Source organism: Phenylobacterium sp. NIBR 498073, from assembly GCF_027286305.1.
In the GTDB taxonomy this organism is placed as follows: domain Bacteria; phylum Pseudomonadota; class Alphaproteobacteria; order Caulobacterales; family Caulobacteraceae; genus Phenylobacterium.
The window spans coordinates 1,511,524-1,529,580 of the sequence record NZ_CP114599.1; the positions used below are offsets into that span (position 1 = coordinate 1,511,524).

The window sequence follows — 18,057 nt, forward strand, 5'->3', positions numbered from 1 at the left end:
GACGCTCAGGCGCGTGTTTGCCGCCTTGGCCCCGCGTCCTGCTTCCTCTAGGGCTGGAGGCAACAAAGAAGGCGAACAGGGAGGAACGCCATGATCAAGACCCGCATTACCGAGATGTTCGGTGTCGAAACGCCGCTTATCATGGGGGGCATGACCGGGGTGGGCTATGCGCCGCTGGTCGCCGCGGTGGCCAACGCCGGGGCCCTGGGCTTCATCACCGCGCACCATTCGCCCACCGCCGAGGCGCTGTGGGAAGAGATCAAGCGCTGCCGCGAGCTGACCGACAAGCCGTTCGGCGTGAACCTGACCCTGCTGCCCTCGCTCAACCCGATCCCCTACGATGAGTACCGGCACGCGATCATCGAGTCCGGGATCAAGATCGTCGAGACCGCCGGCCGCAATCCGACCGAACACCTGCCGGCCTTCAAAGAGGCGGGGGTCAAGGTGATCCACAAGTGCACCTCGGTTCGCCACTCGGTGACCGCCGCCAAGCACGGCGTGGACGTCATCTCGATCGACGGCTTCGAGTGCGCCGGGCACCCGGGCGAAGACGACGTCGGCCTGGTGGTGCTGCTGCCGGCGACGGTCGACGCGGTCGACATTCCGGTCATCGCCTCGGGCGGCATGGCCGACGGCCGCAGCCTGGCCGCGGCGCTGGCGCTGGGCGCCGAGGGCGTCAACATGGGCACCCGCTTCATGGCCACGCAGGAATGCGCCATCCATGAGAACGTGAAGAAGAAGATCGTCGAGAACACCGAGCGCGACACGCTGCTGACTAACCGCACCCTGCGCAACACCAGCCGGGTGGCGCGCAACGCGGTGTCCGAGGAGGTCGTGCGCATCCAGCAGGACCCGACCAAGACCATCGAGGACGTGCGCCACCTGGTCGCCGGCGTCCGCGGCCGGACGAACGTCATGGGCAAGGGCGACACCGACGACGGCATCTGGACGGTCGGCCAAAGCCAGGGCCTGATCCACGACATCCCCACCACGGCCGACCTGGTGCGCAACATCATGCGCCAGGCCGAGGAGGTGCTCGAGCGCAGCGCCCGCCGGCTCCAGACCGCCTAGCAGACTGGAGCCGAGCGCGATGGAAGGGGATGGTTCTCAGACCGCGACGGTCACCTTGAGGAAGGTGGCCGGGATCTCCGTCCGTCCGGCGTCGCCGCGGTTCTGGCTTTCGAACAGCGCCGAGAGCTCGGACTGCAGCTGGGCCTCGCGGCCGTCCTCCCTGGCGGCGGCGAAGGCGTTCATCGTCGGCCCGTAGTAGTCGCGGAACACCGCCAGGAAACTGTCGGGCGAGCCGGGGTGGCGGAAGGTGTAGGTCGCCCGCTCGCAGCTGATGCGGTCGGTCGGGACGCCGGCCTGGCCGAAACGTTCGCGGACATTGTCCTCCAGACCCCAGGTGACCGGGCTGACGAAGCCCTCGGGCGGCGGCGGCGTATAGGCCGCGCTGGTCTGCAGGATCTTGGCGATCAGGGTCGGGTCGCCCGGAATCCAGTTGCCCATCACGATGCGCCCGCCCGGTCGGGTGACGCGCACCATCTCGCGCGCGACATCGAACGGGCGCGGGGCGAACATGGCCCCGAACATGCTGACCACTAGGTCGAAGCTGTCGTCTGCGAGGCCTTCGAGATTGGAGGCGTCGCCCTCCTCGAAGCGCAGGTTCGACAGGCCCGCGGCCTTGGCCCGTTCGCGGCCCGCGGCCACCAGGTTGGAGGCGATATCGACGCCGAGCACGTTGGCGCCTCGCTGCGCCGAGGGCAGGGCGGTGGTGCCGTCGCCGCAGCCGAGGTCGAGGACGTCCATCCCCGCGCCGACGTCCAGGCCGGCGACCACTTCGTCGCCGCTTTCACGCATGGTGGAGGCCAGGCGCGTGAAGTCGCCCTTTTCCCACAGAGCCTTGTTTGCATTCATTTTGTCATGCTCCGAGATAACATCGTTATCGATACTATCTTCGGAGCGTTCGCGCCATCGGGCGTGCACCGCAGGGAGCGGGCGGCGGAGCCCTGGCGCCTCAGCGCAGGACCGTGCCGATGAAATTGTCGATGAAACGCGCGACGGCGGCGTCGACCTGGGGTCGGGGCGGCATCTCGGTCGAGGTGGTGAAGTGTTCGCGGCGGATCAGGGTGAGGCCGGCGGCGAACATCCGCGCAGTTTCGCGCGGGTCGGGCGCGACCAGGCCGTGGGCCTGGGCGAAGTGGGCGCAGTAGTCGGCGAGCAGCTGGATCTCCTCGCGGTACAGGGCCTGGTTGAACCGCTGCTGGCCCGGGCCGCCGGGCCCCTCCTTGCTGATCATCGCCATGTAGCGATGCTCGCGCGGGTCGATCCAGCGATCGACCAGATGCCGGCCGCAGAGCCGGAAGAAGGCCGGCGGGTCGTCGGCCAGGGCGCGGTATTCGGGGCTCTGCAGGCGCTGGACGAACTCGGCCGGGCCCCATTGGGCGATCAGGGCGTTGTAGAGGTCGTCCTTGCCGGCGAAGTGGTTGTAGAGGCTGCTCTCGCGCAGGCCGGCCGCCCGGGCCAGCATCCGCATCGAGGCGCCGGCGTAGCCGTGCTGGGCGAACAGCTCGAGCGCGGCGTCCATGATCCGCCGCCGGGTCGTGCCTTCTTCAGCCCTGTCCAACTCCTGCATGGCCCGGTGGTACGCCGAAACCGCCCGGTTCAACAATCGCTCTTGTGAGGCGAACGAACGTTCGTTACGGGTGACGCCAATGAGGCGAACGATCGTTCGTCGAAAGCGCCCACAGAGGCGAGGCGGTCGCCGCGCCGCCAGCGGAGGAACCAGGAGGAAGCATGAGCCGGGTATTCGGGAAGGTCTGCCAGAACGGCTACGTGGTCCGCGACATCGAGGCGGCCATGAAGCACTGGATCGACGTCATGGGCGTCGGGCCCTGGTTCTACATCGAGGACGTCAAGACCGACTGGTTCAAGCACCGGGGCGTCCTATCGGACGTGAAGATGTCGATCGCGCTCGCCAATTCCGGCGACCTGCAGATCGAGCTGATCCAGCAGCGCAACGATGCGCCCTCGATGTACAAGGAGTTCATCGATGCGGGCCTAGAGGGCCTGCAGCACATGTCCTACTGGACCCACGACTATCAGGGCCTCTACGACAAGGCGCTGTCGTTGGGCTACGTGGTCGGCCACGAGGGGGCGATCGGCGGCGAGAAGGGGCGGTTCGCCTATTTCGACACCCAGGCGCATCCGGGCACGGTAGTCGAAATCTCCGACATCAGCGGCACGAAGGGCCGCACCTTCGAGCACATCCGCAAGGTCGCCGAGGGCTGGGACGGGACCAATCCGATCCGGACGTTCAAGTGAGCGTCCAACTTCGGAAAAATCGTCCTGACAACCGCGCCGGAGGCGCCGCGATGAACTATCCCGATCTGGAAAACCTGTCGCCGGAGCTCAAGGAGATCCTGGCCGGCAAGCGCGAGGCCAACGTCTACAAGATGCTGATGCACTCGCCGAACATGGCGCCGGGGTTCACGGCCCTGGCCGACGCGGCGATGTGGAGCAAGAAGTGGCCGGCGACCTGGCGCGAGCTGGCGATCGTCCGGGTCGGGCGGCTCTACAACTCGCCCTATGAAGTTCATCAGCACGAGCAGATCGGGCGGCTGATGGGCCTGAACGACGCCCAGCTGGCGGCCTGCGCGATCGGTGCGGACCAGTCGGTGCTGTCCGACGACGAGAAGACCATCCTGCGCCTGACCGACGCCCTGGTGGAGCGCCACACCCTGAACGCCGCCGAGCGCGCCGAGGGGCTGAAAATCCTCGACGCCAACGGGTTCGCCGACTTCGTGATGACGGTCGGCTTCTACCAGCTGGTCAGCAACTTCCTGAACGTCTTCGAGGTCGAGATCGAGCCGCACGACCTGTTCCCCAAGCCGGACGGGCGCAAGAAGCAGGGAGCGAGCGCGTGAGCGGCCTGACGGGCAAGGTCGCCGTCGTCACCGGCGGCGACGCCGGCATCGGGCGGGCGATCAGCCTGCGGCTGGCGCGGGACGGCGCCGACGTGGTCGTCGTCTCCAACGTCGCGGCGCAGGCGCAGGCCGTGGCCGGCGAGGTCCAGGCCCTGGGGCGCCGGGGCGTGGCCCATACCGTGGACGTCACCGACGTGGCGGCGGTGGCGGCGCTGGCCGAGGCGGTCGAAGGCGAGTTTGGCAGGGCCGACATCCTGGTCACCAGCGCCGGGCTGATGGGCGCGCGGGCGTTCCTGACCGACACCCCGGTCGAGGAGTGGCGCAGGACCATCGAGGTGAACCTCAACGCCGGCTTCTACTGCATCAAGGCGTTCCTGCCTGGGATGCTGGCCCGCGACAGCGGCCGGATCATCACCATCTCGTCGATCTCCGGGAAGCTGCCGGCGGCGATGAACAGCGACTACGCGGCCTCCAAGCACGGGGTGATCGGCCTGACCAAGGCGCTGGCGCTGGAACTGGGCATCCTGGGCAAGAACGGGATCACCGCCAACGCCCTGTGCCCGGGGACGACCGACACCCCGATGATGGACCAGATCACCGACCACATGCCGCCCAAGGGCCGGATGACCCGCGACGAGTTCATCAAGAAGGCGGTGGCGTCCAAGAGCATCCAGCGGCGGCTGCTGGACCCGGACGAGATCGCCGACATGGCCGGGTTCCCGGCCTCCGACCAGGCCCGGGGGGGCACCGGCCAGGCGGTCAATGTCTGCGGCGGCGCGGTGCTGTTCTAGAGCATCTTCCGCCGAAGTGGATACCGGTTCTACGAAGAAAGTACATTAAAATCAAATAATTGTTGGCAACTTCCGATCCAATTGGGTCGGGGTTGCTCTGGAGCTTCAGTCGGTCTGGCCGCCGCCGAGCGCGATGTAGAGCGACACCTGGTTGCGGAGGTTGGCCCCGCGCAGCTGCAGCAGCGACTGCTGGGCCGAGAACAGGTTGCGCTCGGCGTCGAGCACTTCGAGGTAGATGGCGATGCCGTTGGCGTAGCGCAGGCGGGCGGTCTCGGCGAGGCGCTCCTGGGCGGCGACCGCGAGTTCCTGGGCGGTGATCTGGTCGGCGATGTAGCGGCGGCCGGCCAGGGCGTCGGCGACGTCCTGGAACGCGCCCTGCACGGTGCGCTGGTAGGCGGCCGCGGCGATGTCGCGCTGGGCGCGGGCGGCGTCGAGCTGGCCGCGGCGCGCGCCCCAGTCCAGCAGCGGCAGGACGATCCCGGCGCCGTAACTCCAGGCCTGGCGGTCGGACCCGACCAGGTCGTTGAGTTCGCGCGAGGCGTAGCCGGTCGCCCCGGTCAGCGAGATCCGCGGGAAGTAGGCGGCGCGGGCCGCGCCGATATCGGCGTTGGCCGCGCGCAGCTGGGCCTCGGCCTGCATGATGTCGGGGCGGTTGACCAGCAGGTCGGAGGGCAGGCCGACGTCGAGGCGGTCGAACATCTGCTGCTCGGCCAGCGGCAGAGCCCGGGGCAGGGTGGAGGTGTCGACCGGGCCGCCGACCAGGACGGTGAGCAGGTTGATCGCCACGGCCTCGGTCCGCCGCAGCTCGGCCAGCTGGGTCTGGGCGTCGGTCAGCAGGGACACCGACTGGTCGTAGTCGGCCGACGAGGTGACCCCGGCCTCCAGCCGCAGGCGGGCGATCTCGAGCCCCTCGCGCCGCGAGGCGAGGGTGCGTTCGGCCAGGGCGATGCGCTCGCCGTTCTCGCGCAGGGTCATGTAGGCGATGGCGACCTGGCGGATCAGCGACAGGCGGAAGGCGCGCTGGCCCTCGACGCTGGCCAGGTAGCGGTAGCGGGCGGCGTCGGAGAGGTTGCGGACCCGCCCCCAGAAGTCGAGCTCGAAGGCCGATATGTGGAGGTCCAGGTCGTAGGATTCGGCGGTGATCGGCAGGCCGGTCGCGGTGACGTCGCCGGGCTGGCGGGCTCGCGCGCCGGTCCCCTCGAGGCCGACATTGGGCAGCTGGGCCGAGCGGGCGATGCGGTACTGGGCGCGGGCCTGCTCGACCTGGGCGACCGACACCGCCAGGTCGCGGTTGTTGGCCAGGGCCTTGGCGATGACGACTTCCAGGCGCGCGTCGTTGAAGAAGTCGCGCCAGCTGAGCTGGGTCGCCTTGACGGCGCCGTCCGGCGTCACGCTGTAGGACGGGAAGGTCTCGGCGACCGGCGGGACCGGCTGCTCGTAACGCGGGGCCAGGGAGCAGGCGCCGAGCGCCAGGGCAAGCAGCAGCGGCCAGCTACGCATGGGGCGGCTCCTGCGGGAGCTCGCCCGAGTGCAGGTGACCGCGGGTCAGCCAGCGGCGGGCCGAGAGGTAGAACAGCGGCGTGAGGAAGACCCCGAGCAGGGTGACGGCGATCATGCCGCCGATCACCCCGGTGCCGACCGCCTGGCGGCTGGCCGCGCCGGCGCCGCTGGCCGTGAACAGCGGCACCATGCCGAGGATGAACGCGAGCGAGGTCATGACGATGGGGCGCAGGCGCAGGCGGGCGGCTTCCAGGATGGCCTGGCGGGCGCCCATGCCGGCCTCTTCCTGCTCGATGGCGAACTCGACGATCAGGATGGCGTTCTTGGCCGACAGCCCGATGATCGTGATCAGGCCGACGTTGAAGTAGATGTCGGCCGACAGACCGCGCAGCAGGGTCAGCAGCACCGCGCCCATCACCCCTATCGGCACGCCCAGCAGCACCGAGAGCGGGATCGGCCAGCTCTCATAAAGCGCGGCCAGCACCAGGAAGACGATCAGCATCGACAGCGCCAGCAGGGCCGCGACCTGGGAGCCGGCCTGCTTTTCCTCGAACGCGATGCCGGTCCACTCGTAGCCGAAGCCGGCGGGCAGGACGCGGTCGGCGATCTTCTCCATCTCGGCCAGCGCCGCGCCGCTGGACTGGCCGGGGGCGGCGGCGCCGGAGATGGTGAGGGAGGGATAGCCGTTGTAGCGCTGGAGCTGGGGCGGTCCTGCGGTCCATTTGGTGCGGCTGAAGGCGGAGAACGGGACCATCTGGCCGCCGGAGTTGCGGACCTGGAGGTTGAGCAGGTTCTCCGGGGTCATGCGCTGTTCGGCCGAGGACTGGATCAGCACCCGGGCGATGGCCCCGCTGTGGGTGAAGTCGTTGGCGTAGGACGAGGCCAGCGCGATCGACAGGGTGTTGTTGATGTCGCCGATGGCCACCCCCAGGGCACGGGCGCGGACCCGGTCGATGTCGAGATAGAGCTGCGGCGCGTCGGGCTGGCCCTCGGGGCGGACGCCGACCAGCAGCGGGTTGCGCGAGGCCTCGGCCAGCACCTGGTCGCGGGCGGCGGTCAGGGCCGCGGCGTCGGCGCCGCCGCGGTTCTGGATCTTCATGCTGAAGCCGCTGGAGGTTCCGAGCGCGGGGATCGGCGGCGGGTTCAAGGCGAAGATGTTGGCGCTCTTGACCCCGGAGAGCGCGGCCATGGCGCGAGCGCTGAGGGCGTCGACGCTGTGGGCGGCGCCGGGCCGCTCCTCCCACGGATGCAGGGCGATGAAGCCCATGGCGGCGTTCTGACCCTGGCCGAAGAAGTTGAAGCCATGGATCATCACGATGTTGCGCACTTCGGGCTGGGCCTTGAAGAAGGCGCTGGCCTCGTCGATCGCCGCCTGGGTCCGCTGGGCGGTGGCGCCGGGCGGGGCGTCGATGGTGACCAGCATCACGCCCTGGTCCTCGGAGGGCAGGAAGCCGCCGGGCAGGCGCATGTAGAGCAGGCCGGTGAGCAGCACCGCCATCACGAACACCGCCAGCCAGCGCAGCGGCGCGCTGAGGATCCGGCCGACCCCGGCCTCGTAGCGGTGGGTGACCGTCGCGAAGCCGCGGTTGAAGCCGCCCAGCAGGCGGTCGACGAAGGCGAGGACGGGGTTCCGCGGCGCGCCATGCGCCCGATGCGGCTTGATCAGGGTCGCGCAGAGGGCCGGCGTCAGGGTGAGCGCCAGCAGCGCCGAAAAGCCGATCGACACCGCCAGGGTGACCGAGAACTGCCGATAGATGCCGCCGGAGGTGCCCGGAAAGAACGCCATCGGCAGGAAAACGGTCATCAACACCAGGGTGATGCCGATAATCGCCGAGGTGATCTGGCCCATCGCCTTCACCGTCGCCTCGCGCGGGGACAGGCCCTCCTCGGCCATGATGCGCTCGACGTTCTCGACGACCACGATGGCGTCGTCGACCAGGATGCCGATCGCGACCACCATCCCGAACAGCGACAGGATGTTGATCGAATAGTTGAAGACCAGCAGACCGAAGCAGGCGCCGGCCAGGGCCACGGGAACGACGATGGTCGGGATCAGGGTGGCCCGCCAGTTCTGCAGGAACAGGAACATGACGATGAAGACCAGGACCATCGCCTCGATCAGGGTCTTCACCACCTCGTCGACCGAGGCGCGGATGAAGGGCGTGGTGTCGTAGGGCGTCGACCAGGCGATGTCCTCGGGGAAAGTGCGCGACAGCTCGTCGAGCCGGGCGCGGACCCCCTCGGCGGTGGCCAGGGCGTTGGCGCCCGAGGCCAGCTGGATGCCGATGGCGGCCATGGTGGCCCCGTTGAGCGTCGACCCGGTGAGATAGTTGTCGGCGCCCAGCTCGACCCGCGCGACGTCGCCGAGGTGGATGGTCGACCCATCGGGATTGGCGCGCAGGATGATCTGGCGGAACTGCTCAGGATCGGTGAAGCGGTTCTGGGTGACGACGGTGGCGTTGAGCTGGGTCTTGCCGGCGGTCGGCTGGTCGCCGAGGCTGCCGCCGGCGGTCTGGCTGTTCTGTTCCTGGACGGCGGCGAGCACTTCCGAGGCCGAGAGGCCGTAACCGGCCAGCTTCTGCGGATCGAGCCAGATGCGCATGGCGTACTGGGTCCCGAACAACCGGACGTCGCCGACCCCCGACACGCGCCGCAATTCATCGACGACGCTGTTGGCGGCGAAGTCGCCGAGTCCGAGAGTGTTGGTGCGGCCGGTCTTCGAAGTCAGCGCGACCAGCATGAGGAAGCCGGAATTGGCGGCGTTGACCTGAACACCCTGGCGGCGGACCTCCTCGGGCAGGCGCGGCTCGACCCGGCTGAGCCGGTTCTGGACCTCCATCTGGGCGACGTTGATGTCGGTTCCCGACCTGAAGGTGACGGTCAGCGAAGCGGTGCCGTTCGAGCGGCTGGTGGCCTCCATGTAGAGAAAGCCGGGAACGCCGTTCATCTCCTTCTCGATCACCGAGGTGACGTTCTGGTCGAGGGTGGCGGCGTCGGCGCCGGGATAGGTTACGGACAGGGTGAGCGACGGCGGGGCGACGGTCGGGTACTGCTCGATCGGCAGCGAGCGCAGGGCGATCAGGCCGGCCAGCAGGATCCCCAGGGCGATGACCCAGGCGAAGACCGGGCGATGGGCGAAGAAGCTGCTGTTCATGGCCCGCCCTCCCTGGTCCTAAGGCTTTCCGGCCGGGGCGGGCGCGGCCTTGGGCTTGGCCAGCGTCACCTTCTGGCCGGGCTTGATCTTCTGCAGGCCGTCGGTGATCACCCGCTCGCCGGGCTTGAGGCCGGAGGCGACGACGAACTGGTCGCCGATCATCGCCCCCAGCTCGACCGGTCGGGCCGCGGCGGTTCCGTCGGCGGCGACGACCATGACGCTGGCCTTCTCGCCCGACATCTGCACCGCACGCTGCGGCACGGTCAGGGTGTTGGGATTGGGCGCGCCGGCCAGCCGCGCACGGACGAACTGGCCGGGTAGCAGTTCGCGCTCCGGATTGGGAAACTCCGCGCGCAGCAGCAGGCCGCCCGTCGACGGGTCGACCGCCTGGTCGAGGAAGTTGAGGCGCCCGACCGGGCCGTAGGTGCTGCCGTCCTCAAGCACCAGCCGGACCTCGACCCGGTCCAACTGCGGCAGGGCGAGCTTGGCCGCGGCGGCGCGGCGTCGCAGCTCGAGGATCTCGGCGTTGGGCAGAGAGAAGCGGACATAGATCGGGCTCAGCTGCTCGACCCGGGTCAGCAGCGTGGCCTGGGACGCCGACACCAGCGCGCCTTCGGTCACCTCGGCGCGGCCGACCCGGCCGCCGATCGGGGCGGCGACGGTGGTGTAGCTGAGATCGAGCTTGGCTTTTTCGAGCGCGGCCCCAGCCGAGGCGACGTCGGCCTCGCCCTGGCGGACGGCGGCCTGGGCGGCATCGAACTCCTGGGCGCTGATCGCCTTGCGCTGGACGAGCGGGGTGTAACGGGCGAGGTCCTTGCGGGCATTGGCGAGGGTCGCCTCGGCCCGTTGCAGCGCCGCGCGGGCGCTGGCCTCGCTGGCGCGCTTTTCACGGGGGTCGATGGCGAACAGCGGCGCGCCTTCGCGCACGTCGGTGCCCTCGGCGTAGAGCCGTCGCTCGACGATGCCGTCGACTCGGGCGCGGACGTCGGCCGTGCGCACAGCCTCGACCCGGCCGGGAAGCTCGACGATCTCGTCGACCGTGCGCGGCGTGAGGACGACGGCGTCGACCTCCATCGGCGGCGGCGCGCCGGCCGGCTGGCCGCCGCGGCCGCACCCAGCCAGCACCACCAAGCCTGCGAGGGCGCCAACGGCGAGGGCCCGCGAGGCGCAGCGTGGATGACTACCGACCATGGTCGCGCCCCCCAAACGTCCGGTTCAGCTTGTTCTGAACGCGGGAACGGTCGATCGGGTTTCGAAGATCGGTGTTCGGGGCTAGTCGCCGGCGGCGGCCTCGATGCGCCAGTCGGCGCCGGTCGCGGCGAACAGGCGGACGGCGTCGGCCAGCCGTTGGCCTTCCGCACGGGCCAGGGACGCGCGGCCCTCGTTGACGCGCCGTTGGGCGTCGAGCACCTCGAGGAAGGCGCCGCCGCCGCGTTCGTAGGCGACCTTGGCCAGGCGCAGGTTCTCGTCGGCCTGGGACAGGCTGCGCTGGTGCGCGGCGCGCGAGTCCTCGTCGGCTGAGAGCGCAGTGAGGGCGTCGGCCACCTGGGCGAAGGCGGTGAGCACGGTCTGCTGGTAGCGCGCCGAGGCCGCGCCGGCCGCCTCGCGCGCCTGCTGGCGGCGGGCCTTCAGCGCGCCGCCGTTGAACAACGGGGCGGTCAGGCCGGCGCCGATGTCCCAGCCGCTGACGTCGTAGCCGAACAGGTCGCCGACCTTCAGCGAGCCCTGGGTGATCGAGGAGGTCAGTCGGATCTTCGGATAGAGGTCGGCGGTCGCCACGCCGATGTCGGCGGTGGCGGCGTGCAGCTCGGCTTCGGCCGCCAGGATGTCGGGCCGGCGGCGCACCAGCTCGGACGGCAGGGCGACGGGAACCGGCGCGGCGAGCGTCAGGTGCGAGAGCTGGAAGTCCGGCGCGGTCCAGTCGGCGGGCGCGTGGCCGACCAGCACGGCCAGGGCGTGGCGCGCGGCGGCGAGTTGGGCGCGCAGGGGCGGCAGCAGGGTGCGGTCCTGTTCCAGCTGGCTCTGGGCCGCGACGCGGGCGGTGCTGGTCGAGCCGCCCAGCGCGTTGGCCTTGCGGACCAGTTCGACGTTGGCCTGATCGGCGGCGATCATCTGCTCGGTGGCGTCGATCTGGGCCTGGAGGGTGGCGATGGTCACCGCCTGCAGCGCGACATTGGCGGTGAGGGTGAGATAGGCCGCCTCGGCGCGCCGGGCCTGCGCCTCCATGCGCGCGGCCGCGCCTTCGATGCGGCGACGCTCGCCGCCGAACAGGTCGAGGTCGTAACCGACGCCGCCGCCGACCGAGTAGAGCGTGAAGGTCGGGTTCTCCAGCTGCATGTCGCCAAAGCCGGTGAAGCCGAACGCCTGGAGATTGGCGCGTTCGCGGCGGACACCGGCGTTGAGGTCGGCCTGGGGGCCGGCCTCGCCGCGGGCCTGGGCCAACGCCGAGCGGGCCTGGCGCAGGGTGGCGTCGGCCTCGGCCAGGGTCGGGCTGCCGGCGATCGCCTGGCGGATCACGGCGTCGAGCTCGGGCGAGCCGAGCGCGCCCCACCAGGGGCCGCTGGCGGCGGTCGCCGGATCGAGCCGGGCGGCCTCCGGCGCCGCGTCGCCGGCCATGGCGTAGCCGCCGGCGCTCGGGGCGTCGGGCGACCTGAAGTCGGGCCCCACCGTGGCGCAGGCCGTCAGCAGGATGGAGAGGCTCGCGCCGAGCAGCGCGCGGCGGCGGGATCTAGTCGACAGCGACATGGTGGTCCGTCTCGGTCTTGGTCTTGGGGGAGCGCATCAGCAGGATCAGCGGCGCGCAGAGGATGGTGATGCCGAGCATCAGCCGGAAATCGTCGATGTAGGACAGCATCGCCGACTGGCGGGTGATCATTCCGTTGAGCCCGGCGATGGCGCTTTGGGTCTGGAACACCAGCGGCGCATAGGCGTGGTAGAGCGGATTGTCGGGGCGGGCGTGCTCGACGAGGGTCGAGTGGTGGACCTCGATGCCGGTGACGAAGCGCGCCTGCATGATCGAGATGCCGGCCGCCGAGCCGATGTTGCGGATCAGGGTGAAGAGGCCGGCGCCTTCGGCCCGGTGCTCGGGCCGCACGGTGGCGAAGGCGATGGTCGACAGCGGCACGAAGATCAGGCCGGTGCCGACGCCCGACAGGAAGCCCGACACGATGATCAGGTGGGTGTCCATGTCGAGGCTGAAGTGGGTCATCTGCCAGAGCGAGACGGCGCTGATCGACAGGCCGGCGATCAGGATCAGCTTGATGTTCACCCGGCCGATGAGCTGGCCCACCGCGAACATGGCGATGAACGAGCCGACGCCGCGCGGCATGCTGACCAGGCCGGTGAAGGCGACCGGGTAGCCGAGCAGGGTCTGCATCATCGGCGGCAGCAGGGCCAGGGTCGAGTAGAGCAGGATGCCGATGAAGAAGCCGAATACGCAGCAGGTGACGAAGTTGGCGTCGGCGAGCAGGGCGCGGGCCACGAAGGGCTTGGGCGCGGTCGCCATCTGCACGGCGAACATCCAAATCGCGATCACCGCCACGACCAGATAGGTCCAGATCTCGGCCGAGCCGAACCAGTCCTGGCCCGGCCCGCGGTCGAGCATCATCTGGAAGGCCCCGATCGCCAGGGCCAGGGTGGCGAAGCCGATGGCGTCGAACGGCCGCTTTTCCGAACCCTTCTTCTCGGAGAGGAACAGGAAGACCCCGGCGAAGGCCAGGACGCCGATCGGCAGGTTGATGAAGAACACCCAGCGCCAGTCGAGATTGTCGGTCAGCCAGCCGCCGAGCGCCGGGCCGAGGATCGGGCCGAGCACCGCGCCGGCGCCCCAGACGGCCATGGCCTGGCCGTGCTTCTCAGGCGGGTTGATGTCGAGCAGCACCGCCTGGGAGAGCGGAATCAGGGCTGCGCCGAACAGGCCCTGAAGCAGGCGGAAGAGAACGATCTCGGCCAGGTTGCCGGCGACGCCGCACAGCATCGAGGCGACCGTGAAGCCGGCGATGGAGACCAGGAACACCGTCTTGCGGCCAAGCCGGTCGGAGAGGAACCCGGTCAGCGGCGTCATGATCGTGGCCGCGACGATATAGGAGGTCAGGACCCAGGTGATCTGGTCGGTCGAGGCCGAGACGCTGCCCTGGATGTGCGGCAGGGCGACGTTGGCGATCGTCGTGTCCAGCGAGTTCATCACCGTCGCCAGCATGACGGAGATGGTGATCGCCGCCACGTTGACGCCATCGCCGGGCTTGGCGGCGGCGCTGGTCATTTCCCGAGCGCCGAGCGGACGTCGACCTTGGCGACGGCGCTGAGGCCGGAGCTGAGATTGGGGGCGGCCTCGTCGAGCGCCAGGCGCACGGGCAGGCGCTGGACGACCTTGACCCAGTTGCCGGTCGCGTTCTCGGCCGGCAGCAGCGCGAAGCTGGAGCCGGTGCCAGGGCTGAAGCTGACGACGTGGGCCTTCAGCTCGTGGTCATAGGCGTCGACCTTGACGCTCGCCGGCTGGCCGACCCGCATGTGGGCGAGCTGGTCTTCCTTGAAGTTGGCCTCGATCCAGGGCGTGCCGGAGATCAGCCAGAACAGCGTCTGGGCGGTGGCCACGCGGTTGCCGGGCTGGAGCTGCTCGACCTTGGCGACGACGCCGTCGGCGGGGGCCAGGACAGTGGTGTAGGAGAGGTTGAGGCGGGCGCGTTCCAGCTCGGCCTTGGCCTGCAGCACCTTGGGATGCTGGTCGGGCGAGGCGCCGGCGCGGCCGCCGATGTCGGCGAGGGCGGAGGCCATCTGCTGGCGGACCACCGCGACCTGGCGGCGGGCCTGTTCGGCCTCGTGCGCGGCCTGGTCGGCCTGGGCCTGGGTCGAGACGCCGGCGGCGGCCAGGCCCTTCTGGCGAACGGCCTCGCGCTCGGTGTAGCTGACCCGCTCCTGGGCGGCGGCGAGATCCGCGCCGCGCTGAGCGTAGACGCCCTGGGTGCTCTCGACGTCGAAGCGCGCGGCCGCCAGGGCGGCCTCGGCCCGGGCGACGGCGACCTCGTAGTCGGCCGGGTCGAGCTTGAACAGCACGTCGCCCTTGTGAACGGCCTGGTTCTCCTTGACGCCGACCTCGATCACTCGCCCGTCGATGCTGGGGCTGATCGCCGTGCGGGCGGTCTGGACGTAAGCGTTGTCGGTGGTCTCGTAACGCCCGCCGGTCAGCACGAAGTAGCCGACCACGGCCAGCACGAGGGCCGGGCCGCCGATCATCAGCGGCAGCCGCAGCTTCTGGCCAAGGGTGCGTTCCGGCGGCCGGTGGCTGGCTGCTTCCTGTTCGGCCTCGGCGATCGCCTGATAGCCTTCCGCGTCGCTCACGCGCTGCTCCAACGTCTGCGCGCGGCCGGTGGATCGCCGTCCGCGCAGGGTTCCGATTTGTGACGAGGCGGGGGCGGGGAGGCCCAAGCCGGAGCGCGGCAGATATGCCTCCCCTTTCCATGAGCCAAATGATAGTTCGTCACTACGAAAATGAATGATGCGCATTTCAATACGCTGGATCTGAACCTGCTGCGGGTGTTCCAGGCCCTGCTGGAAGAGCAGAGCGCCACCCGGGCCGGCGAGCGGCTGGGTCTGACCCAGTCGGCGGTCAGCCATGCCCTGGGGCGGTTGCGCGCCTCGTTGGGCGACGACCTGTTCGAGCGCGGGGCGTCGGGCCTGCAGGCGACGCCGCGCGCCCTGGAGATGGCGCCGGCGATCCGCGCGGCCCTGAAGATGCTGGAAGACGCCGTGTCGCCGAGCCGGTTCGATCCGGCGACGACCGATCGGCTGTTTCACGTCGCCGCCAGCCCCTACGCCAGTTCGGTGATCATGCCGGCGGTGGTGCGGCGGCTGCTGGCCGAGGCGCCCGGCGCCAAGCTGCACCTGGTGTCGCCGACCTCGAACGTGGTCGAGGACCTCGACCGCGGCCGGCTGGACATGGTGATCGGCGCCTTCGACCATGTCGACGACCGCTTCGAGCACGCGCCGTTGTTCGACGAGACCGGGGTCTGGGTGATCCGCGCCGGACATCCGGCGCTGTCGCCCGGCATTTCCGACGAGGTGCTGGCCAAGTTGCCGCGGTTGCTGATTTCCGGGGCCGAGCCGCGCGAACCGGCGCGCGGCCGGGGGCTTGGCCTGCAGCGGCTGTCCAACTGGCACGACTCCTACGCGCTGGGCGGGGTCGCGTTGCGCGAGGTCGACAGCCCGGTCAGCGTGCCGGACGCCTATTCGGCCCTGGTCATGGTGGGCCAGACTGATGTCGCCGCGCTGATGCCGCGGCGGCTGGCCATGCTGGCCGAGCAGGCCGGCCGGGTGGTGGTGATCGAGTCGAGCGGCGCCTCGCCGCCGTTCACCCTGGGGGCGGTGGTGCGGCGGGGCGAGCGCGGCGCGGTCGCCTGGCTGCTGGCCCTGATCGCCGAGGTCGGGCGGAAGATCTAGGCGCCGCGACGATTAGATCGGCCGGTTCGGTGCTGAGACCTTGATCGGCTGCGTCTTATGGACGAGCAGGTACGCCGGCTGCGGCGCAGCTCAGAGTCGGGCAGGCCGCTGGGGGGCGTCGTTATTTTCAAGTTGTCAGCCTTGGCCTGCGCGGGGGCGCTCGCCGCCGGCGCTGCGCCGGCCGCCGCCTCGGACGTGGACTTCCATTGGGACGGACGCCAGTTCGTGACCGCCGACGGCGGTTTCAGCCTGCGGCCGAAGGGGCGGCTGCTGCTGGACGCCTCGACGACCGACGGGTCGGCCTTCGCCGCCCGCAACGTCGTCGGCGACGAAATCCGGGCGCTGCGGTTCGGCGTCGAAGGCATGGTCGGCGAGCACCTGTTCTACACCGCCGAGGGCGATTTCGCCGGCGACAAGGCGATCCTGCGCGGGACCTACCTGGCCTGGCGCGACCGCTGGGCGGGCAAGGACGTCGAACTGGTGCTGGGCAACCGCCTGAGCGAGCGCGGGCTGGACGGATCGAGCAGCTCGGACGGGACGCCGTTCCTGGAGCGCAACGCGGTGGCGCTGTTGGTCATTCCGCTGAAGGGGTTCTACGGCTGGGGCGGCATCGCCAAGGTCTACGGCCCCGACTGGCATGTGACGGCCCAGGTGGCGGGCGACGATCCGGGCAATCTGGGGGTCGCCAAGGACGTGACCACCTATCTGGCGCGGACGCACTGGAACCCGGTGAAGTCGGCGGCCGGCGTCGTGCACCTGGGGGCCTGGGGCTTCTACGAGGACTTCCCGCCCGGGATGGACAGCCACTCGCGCAACACCGCCTGGGCCGGTCACCTCAACAAGGAGGTCCAGGTCCCGCTCGGCGCCTTGGCCGATCCGGTCTACGGGGCCGGGTACGGGGTGGAGCTGGGCGCGGCGCGCGGTCCGGTCTGGGGGTTCGTCGAGGCCGGCCGGCGGGTGATCGACACGCGCACCGACCACGTGACCGCCGATGCGACCGCCTGGACCGCCGGCTGGATGATCACCGGCGAGAACTCGGCCTATTCCAGCCGGGGCGGGACCTTTGTGAAGATTGCGCCGCGCGCGCCGGTCTCGAAGGGCGGACCCGGCGCCTGGGAGGTGGCGGTGCGCTACCAGAGCGTCGACAACACCGACGCGCCGCTGGGCGGCAAGGGCCAGGAGGCCGAGGTCGGGGTCAACTGGCGGCTGGAGGATTGGCTGCGGCTGATGGTCAATCTCAGCCACTGGGAAGTCACGCATCGGGCTGGCAAGTACGCCGGGGTCGACGACGGCGACAGCCTGGCGGGCCGGCTGCAGATCGCGTTCTAACGGACCCGGGCGGCGAGTGCGGCACGGTCGATCGCCTTCCACATCTGCGTGCGCGAGGCCAGCTTGGCGTCGTCCTCGCCATGGTAGCGGTGGACGGGCGTGCCCAGGATCAGCAACTGAACGTCGGTCGGCCGGCTGCGGTCGAAATAGGCTGGATTGAACTCGACCAGGGTCCGCTCGGGCGGGCAGGCGGGGTTAGCCGACAGTTCATATCCGGAGACCATGCAGGCTGGCTGGAGACGGCGGGCGGGGCTGAGGGCGGCGAGCGCCGTCTCGGTCTCGCGCACGACGATGTCCGCACCGTCGCGGCGGGCCTGCTCGATCTTCTCCCGCAGATAGCGCTCCATGCTGACCGGTCGGAAGGCGGGCGCGCGCCCATGGGTGATGATCGCGTAGTCGTCGCCGTTCAATTCGTACTCGACCAGCCGAGGATTGCGGGCCGGTTTGAAGGCCAGCACGTACCAGTCGCCGTCGCGCTCGTCGCGCCGAACATTGGCGCGGCTCGGGTCAAGCCCGGCGCCGGGCATGTTGACCTTCAGGATGATCCCGCCGCCGGTCATCCGGCTGCAGCGCCCGTCCCCAAAGCTGATCGGGGCCATGACCGCGATTTCGGCCCCCATGACCCCATGGGGATTGATCAGCTCGATCCACGACTTGAGCCGGTGACAGACCGGGGCGGGCGGCGCGTTGACGGCCGGCATGGCCGCAAGCTGCTCGATGATCGGCGAAATGGCTCGGCGAAACGCCGCGACCTCGCCTGGGCCGAAGCCGTCGGAGCGTGTCTTGGCGTCGATCTGGCGCTCGAAACGGCCGCCGGCGCCGGCCGGGACGATCGGAACGTCCTGCGCTCGGGCGGACGTGGCGGCGAGGATAGCGAGGGCGGCGATCAGTAGGCGCATAAACAGCTTCCGGTGATTGACCG

15 protein-coding genes are annotated in these 18,057 nt (G+C 70.0%); 6 read left to right on the plus strand and 9 right to left on the minus strand.

Annotated elements, in window-relative coordinates; genetic code table 11:
• Positions 1-90: 90 nt before the first annotated feature.
• Complete coding sequence (locus O4N75_RS07665) at positions 91-1,071, plus strand: nitronate monooxygenase family protein (RefSeq protein WP_269628762.1); 981 nt, start codon at positions 91-93, stop codon at positions 1,069-1,071.
• A 36-nt stretch (positions 1,072-1,107) separates the two neighbouring features.
• Here the strand turns inward: O4N75_RS07665 and O4N75_RS07670 are convergent, their stop codons facing one another.
• Both O4N75_RS07670 and O4N75_RS07675 read right to left on the minus strand, forming a co-directional pair.
• Entirely contained in the window at positions 1,108-1,986 is an 879-nt protein-coding gene (locus tag O4N75_RS07670; protein ID WP_269628763.1) for a class I SAM-dependent methyltransferase, read from the minus strand.
• A gap of 31 nt (positions 1,987-2,017) precedes the next feature.
• Positions 2,018-2,668: a TetR/AcrR family transcriptional regulator gene (locus O4N75_RS07675; protein ID WP_269628764.1), complete on the minus strand. Its 651-nt coding sequence runs from the start codon at positions 2,666-2,668 to the stop codon at positions 2,018-2,020.
• A gap of 128 nt (positions 2,669-2,796) precedes the next feature.
• Here O4N75_RS07675 and O4N75_RS07680 point away from each other — a divergent pair, with 128 nt between their 5' ends.
• Genes O4N75_RS07680 through O4N75_RS07690 form a run of 3 tightly spaced genes read left to right on the plus strand, consistent with a single transcriptional unit; the run spans position 2,797 to position 4,717 of the window.
• Positions 2,797-3,324, plus strand: coding sequence for a VOC family protein (locus tag O4N75_RS07680; protein WP_269628765.1), 528 nt, complete (start codon positions 2,797-2,799; stop codon positions 3,322-3,324).
• 50 nt (positions 3,325-3,374) lie between these two features.
• Entirely contained in the window at positions 3,375-3,926 is a 552-nt protein-coding gene (locus O4N75_RS07685) for a carboxymuconolactone decarboxylase family protein (protein WP_269628766.1), read from the plus strand.
• Entirely contained in the window at positions 3,923-4,717 is a 795-nt protein-coding gene (locus O4N75_RS07690; RefSeq protein WP_269628767.1) for an SDR family NAD(P)-dependent oxidoreductase, read from the plus strand. The genes O4N75_RS07685 and O4N75_RS07690 overlap by 4 nt, the downstream gene beginning before the upstream one ends.
• Positions 4,718-4,822: 105 nt before the next feature.
• Here O4N75_RS07690 and O4N75_RS07695 read toward each other — a convergent pair whose 3' ends face one another.
• The 6 genes from O4N75_RS07695 to O4N75_RS07720 form a co-directional block, all read right to left on the minus strand.
• Positions 4,823-6,217 (minus strand): efflux transporter outer membrane subunit, encoded by a 1,395-nt coding sequence (locus O4N75_RS07695; protein WP_269628768.1) that lies wholly within the window; start codon positions 6,215-6,217, stop codon positions 4,823-4,825.
• Complete coding sequence (locus O4N75_RS07700) at positions 6,210-9,371, minus strand: efflux RND transporter permease subunit (protein ID WP_269628769.1); 3,162 nt, start codon at positions 9,369-9,371, stop codon at positions 6,210-6,212. Before O4N75_RS07700 ends, O4N75_RS07695 begins: the two co-directional genes overlap by 8 nt.
• Positions 9,372-9,389: 18 nt before the next feature.
• Positions 9,390-10,562 carry an efflux RND transporter periplasmic adaptor subunit gene (locus O4N75_RS07705; protein WP_269628770.1) on the minus strand — a complete coding sequence of 391 codons (1,173 nt, stop codon included), beginning with the start codon at positions 10,560-10,562 and terminating at the stop codon, positions 9,390-9,392.
• 81 nt (positions 10,563-10,643) lie between these two features.
• Positions 10,644-12,116, minus strand: coding sequence for an efflux transporter outer membrane subunit (locus O4N75_RS07710; RefSeq protein ID WP_269628771.1), 1,473 nt, complete (start codon positions 12,114-12,116; stop codon positions 10,644-10,646).
• Positions 12,100-13,632, minus strand: a complete 1,533-nt coding sequence (locus tag O4N75_RS07715) for an MDR family MFS transporter (RefSeq protein WP_269628772.1) — start codon at positions 13,630-13,632, stop codon at positions 12,100-12,102. The genes O4N75_RS07710 and O4N75_RS07715 overlap by 17 nt, the downstream gene beginning before the upstream one ends.
• Positions 13,629-14,708 (minus strand): HlyD family secretion protein, encoded by a 1,080-nt coding sequence (locus O4N75_RS07720; protein WP_269628773.1) that lies wholly within the window; start codon positions 14,706-14,708, stop codon positions 13,629-13,631. The genes O4N75_RS07715 and O4N75_RS07720 overlap by 4 nt, the downstream gene beginning before the upstream one ends.
• A 150-nt stretch (positions 14,709-14,858) precedes the next feature.
• On the opposite strand from O4N75_RS07720, the gene O4N75_RS07725 reads away from it, so the two are divergent.
• Both O4N75_RS07725 and O4N75_RS07730 read left to right on the plus strand, forming a co-directional pair.
• Positions 14,859-15,806, plus strand: a complete 948-nt coding sequence (locus O4N75_RS07725) for a LysR family transcriptional regulator (protein ID WP_269628774.1) — start codon at positions 14,859-14,861, stop codon at positions 15,804-15,806.
• Positions 15,807-15,863: 57 nt separating this feature from the next.
• Positions 15,864-17,135, plus strand: coding sequence for a porin (locus tag O4N75_RS07730; RefSeq protein WP_269628775.1), 1,272 nt, complete (start codon positions 15,864-15,866; stop codon positions 17,133-17,135).
• Here the strand turns inward: O4N75_RS07730 and O4N75_RS07735 are convergent.
• Positions 17,132-18,034, minus strand: a complete 903-nt coding sequence (locus O4N75_RS07735) for a hypothetical protein (protein WP_269628776.1) — start codon at positions 18,032-18,034, stop codon at positions 17,132-17,134. The two genes, O4N75_RS07730 and O4N75_RS07735, sit on opposite strands and share 4 nt — an antisense overlap.
• Positions 18,035-18,057 lie beyond the last annotated feature (23 nt).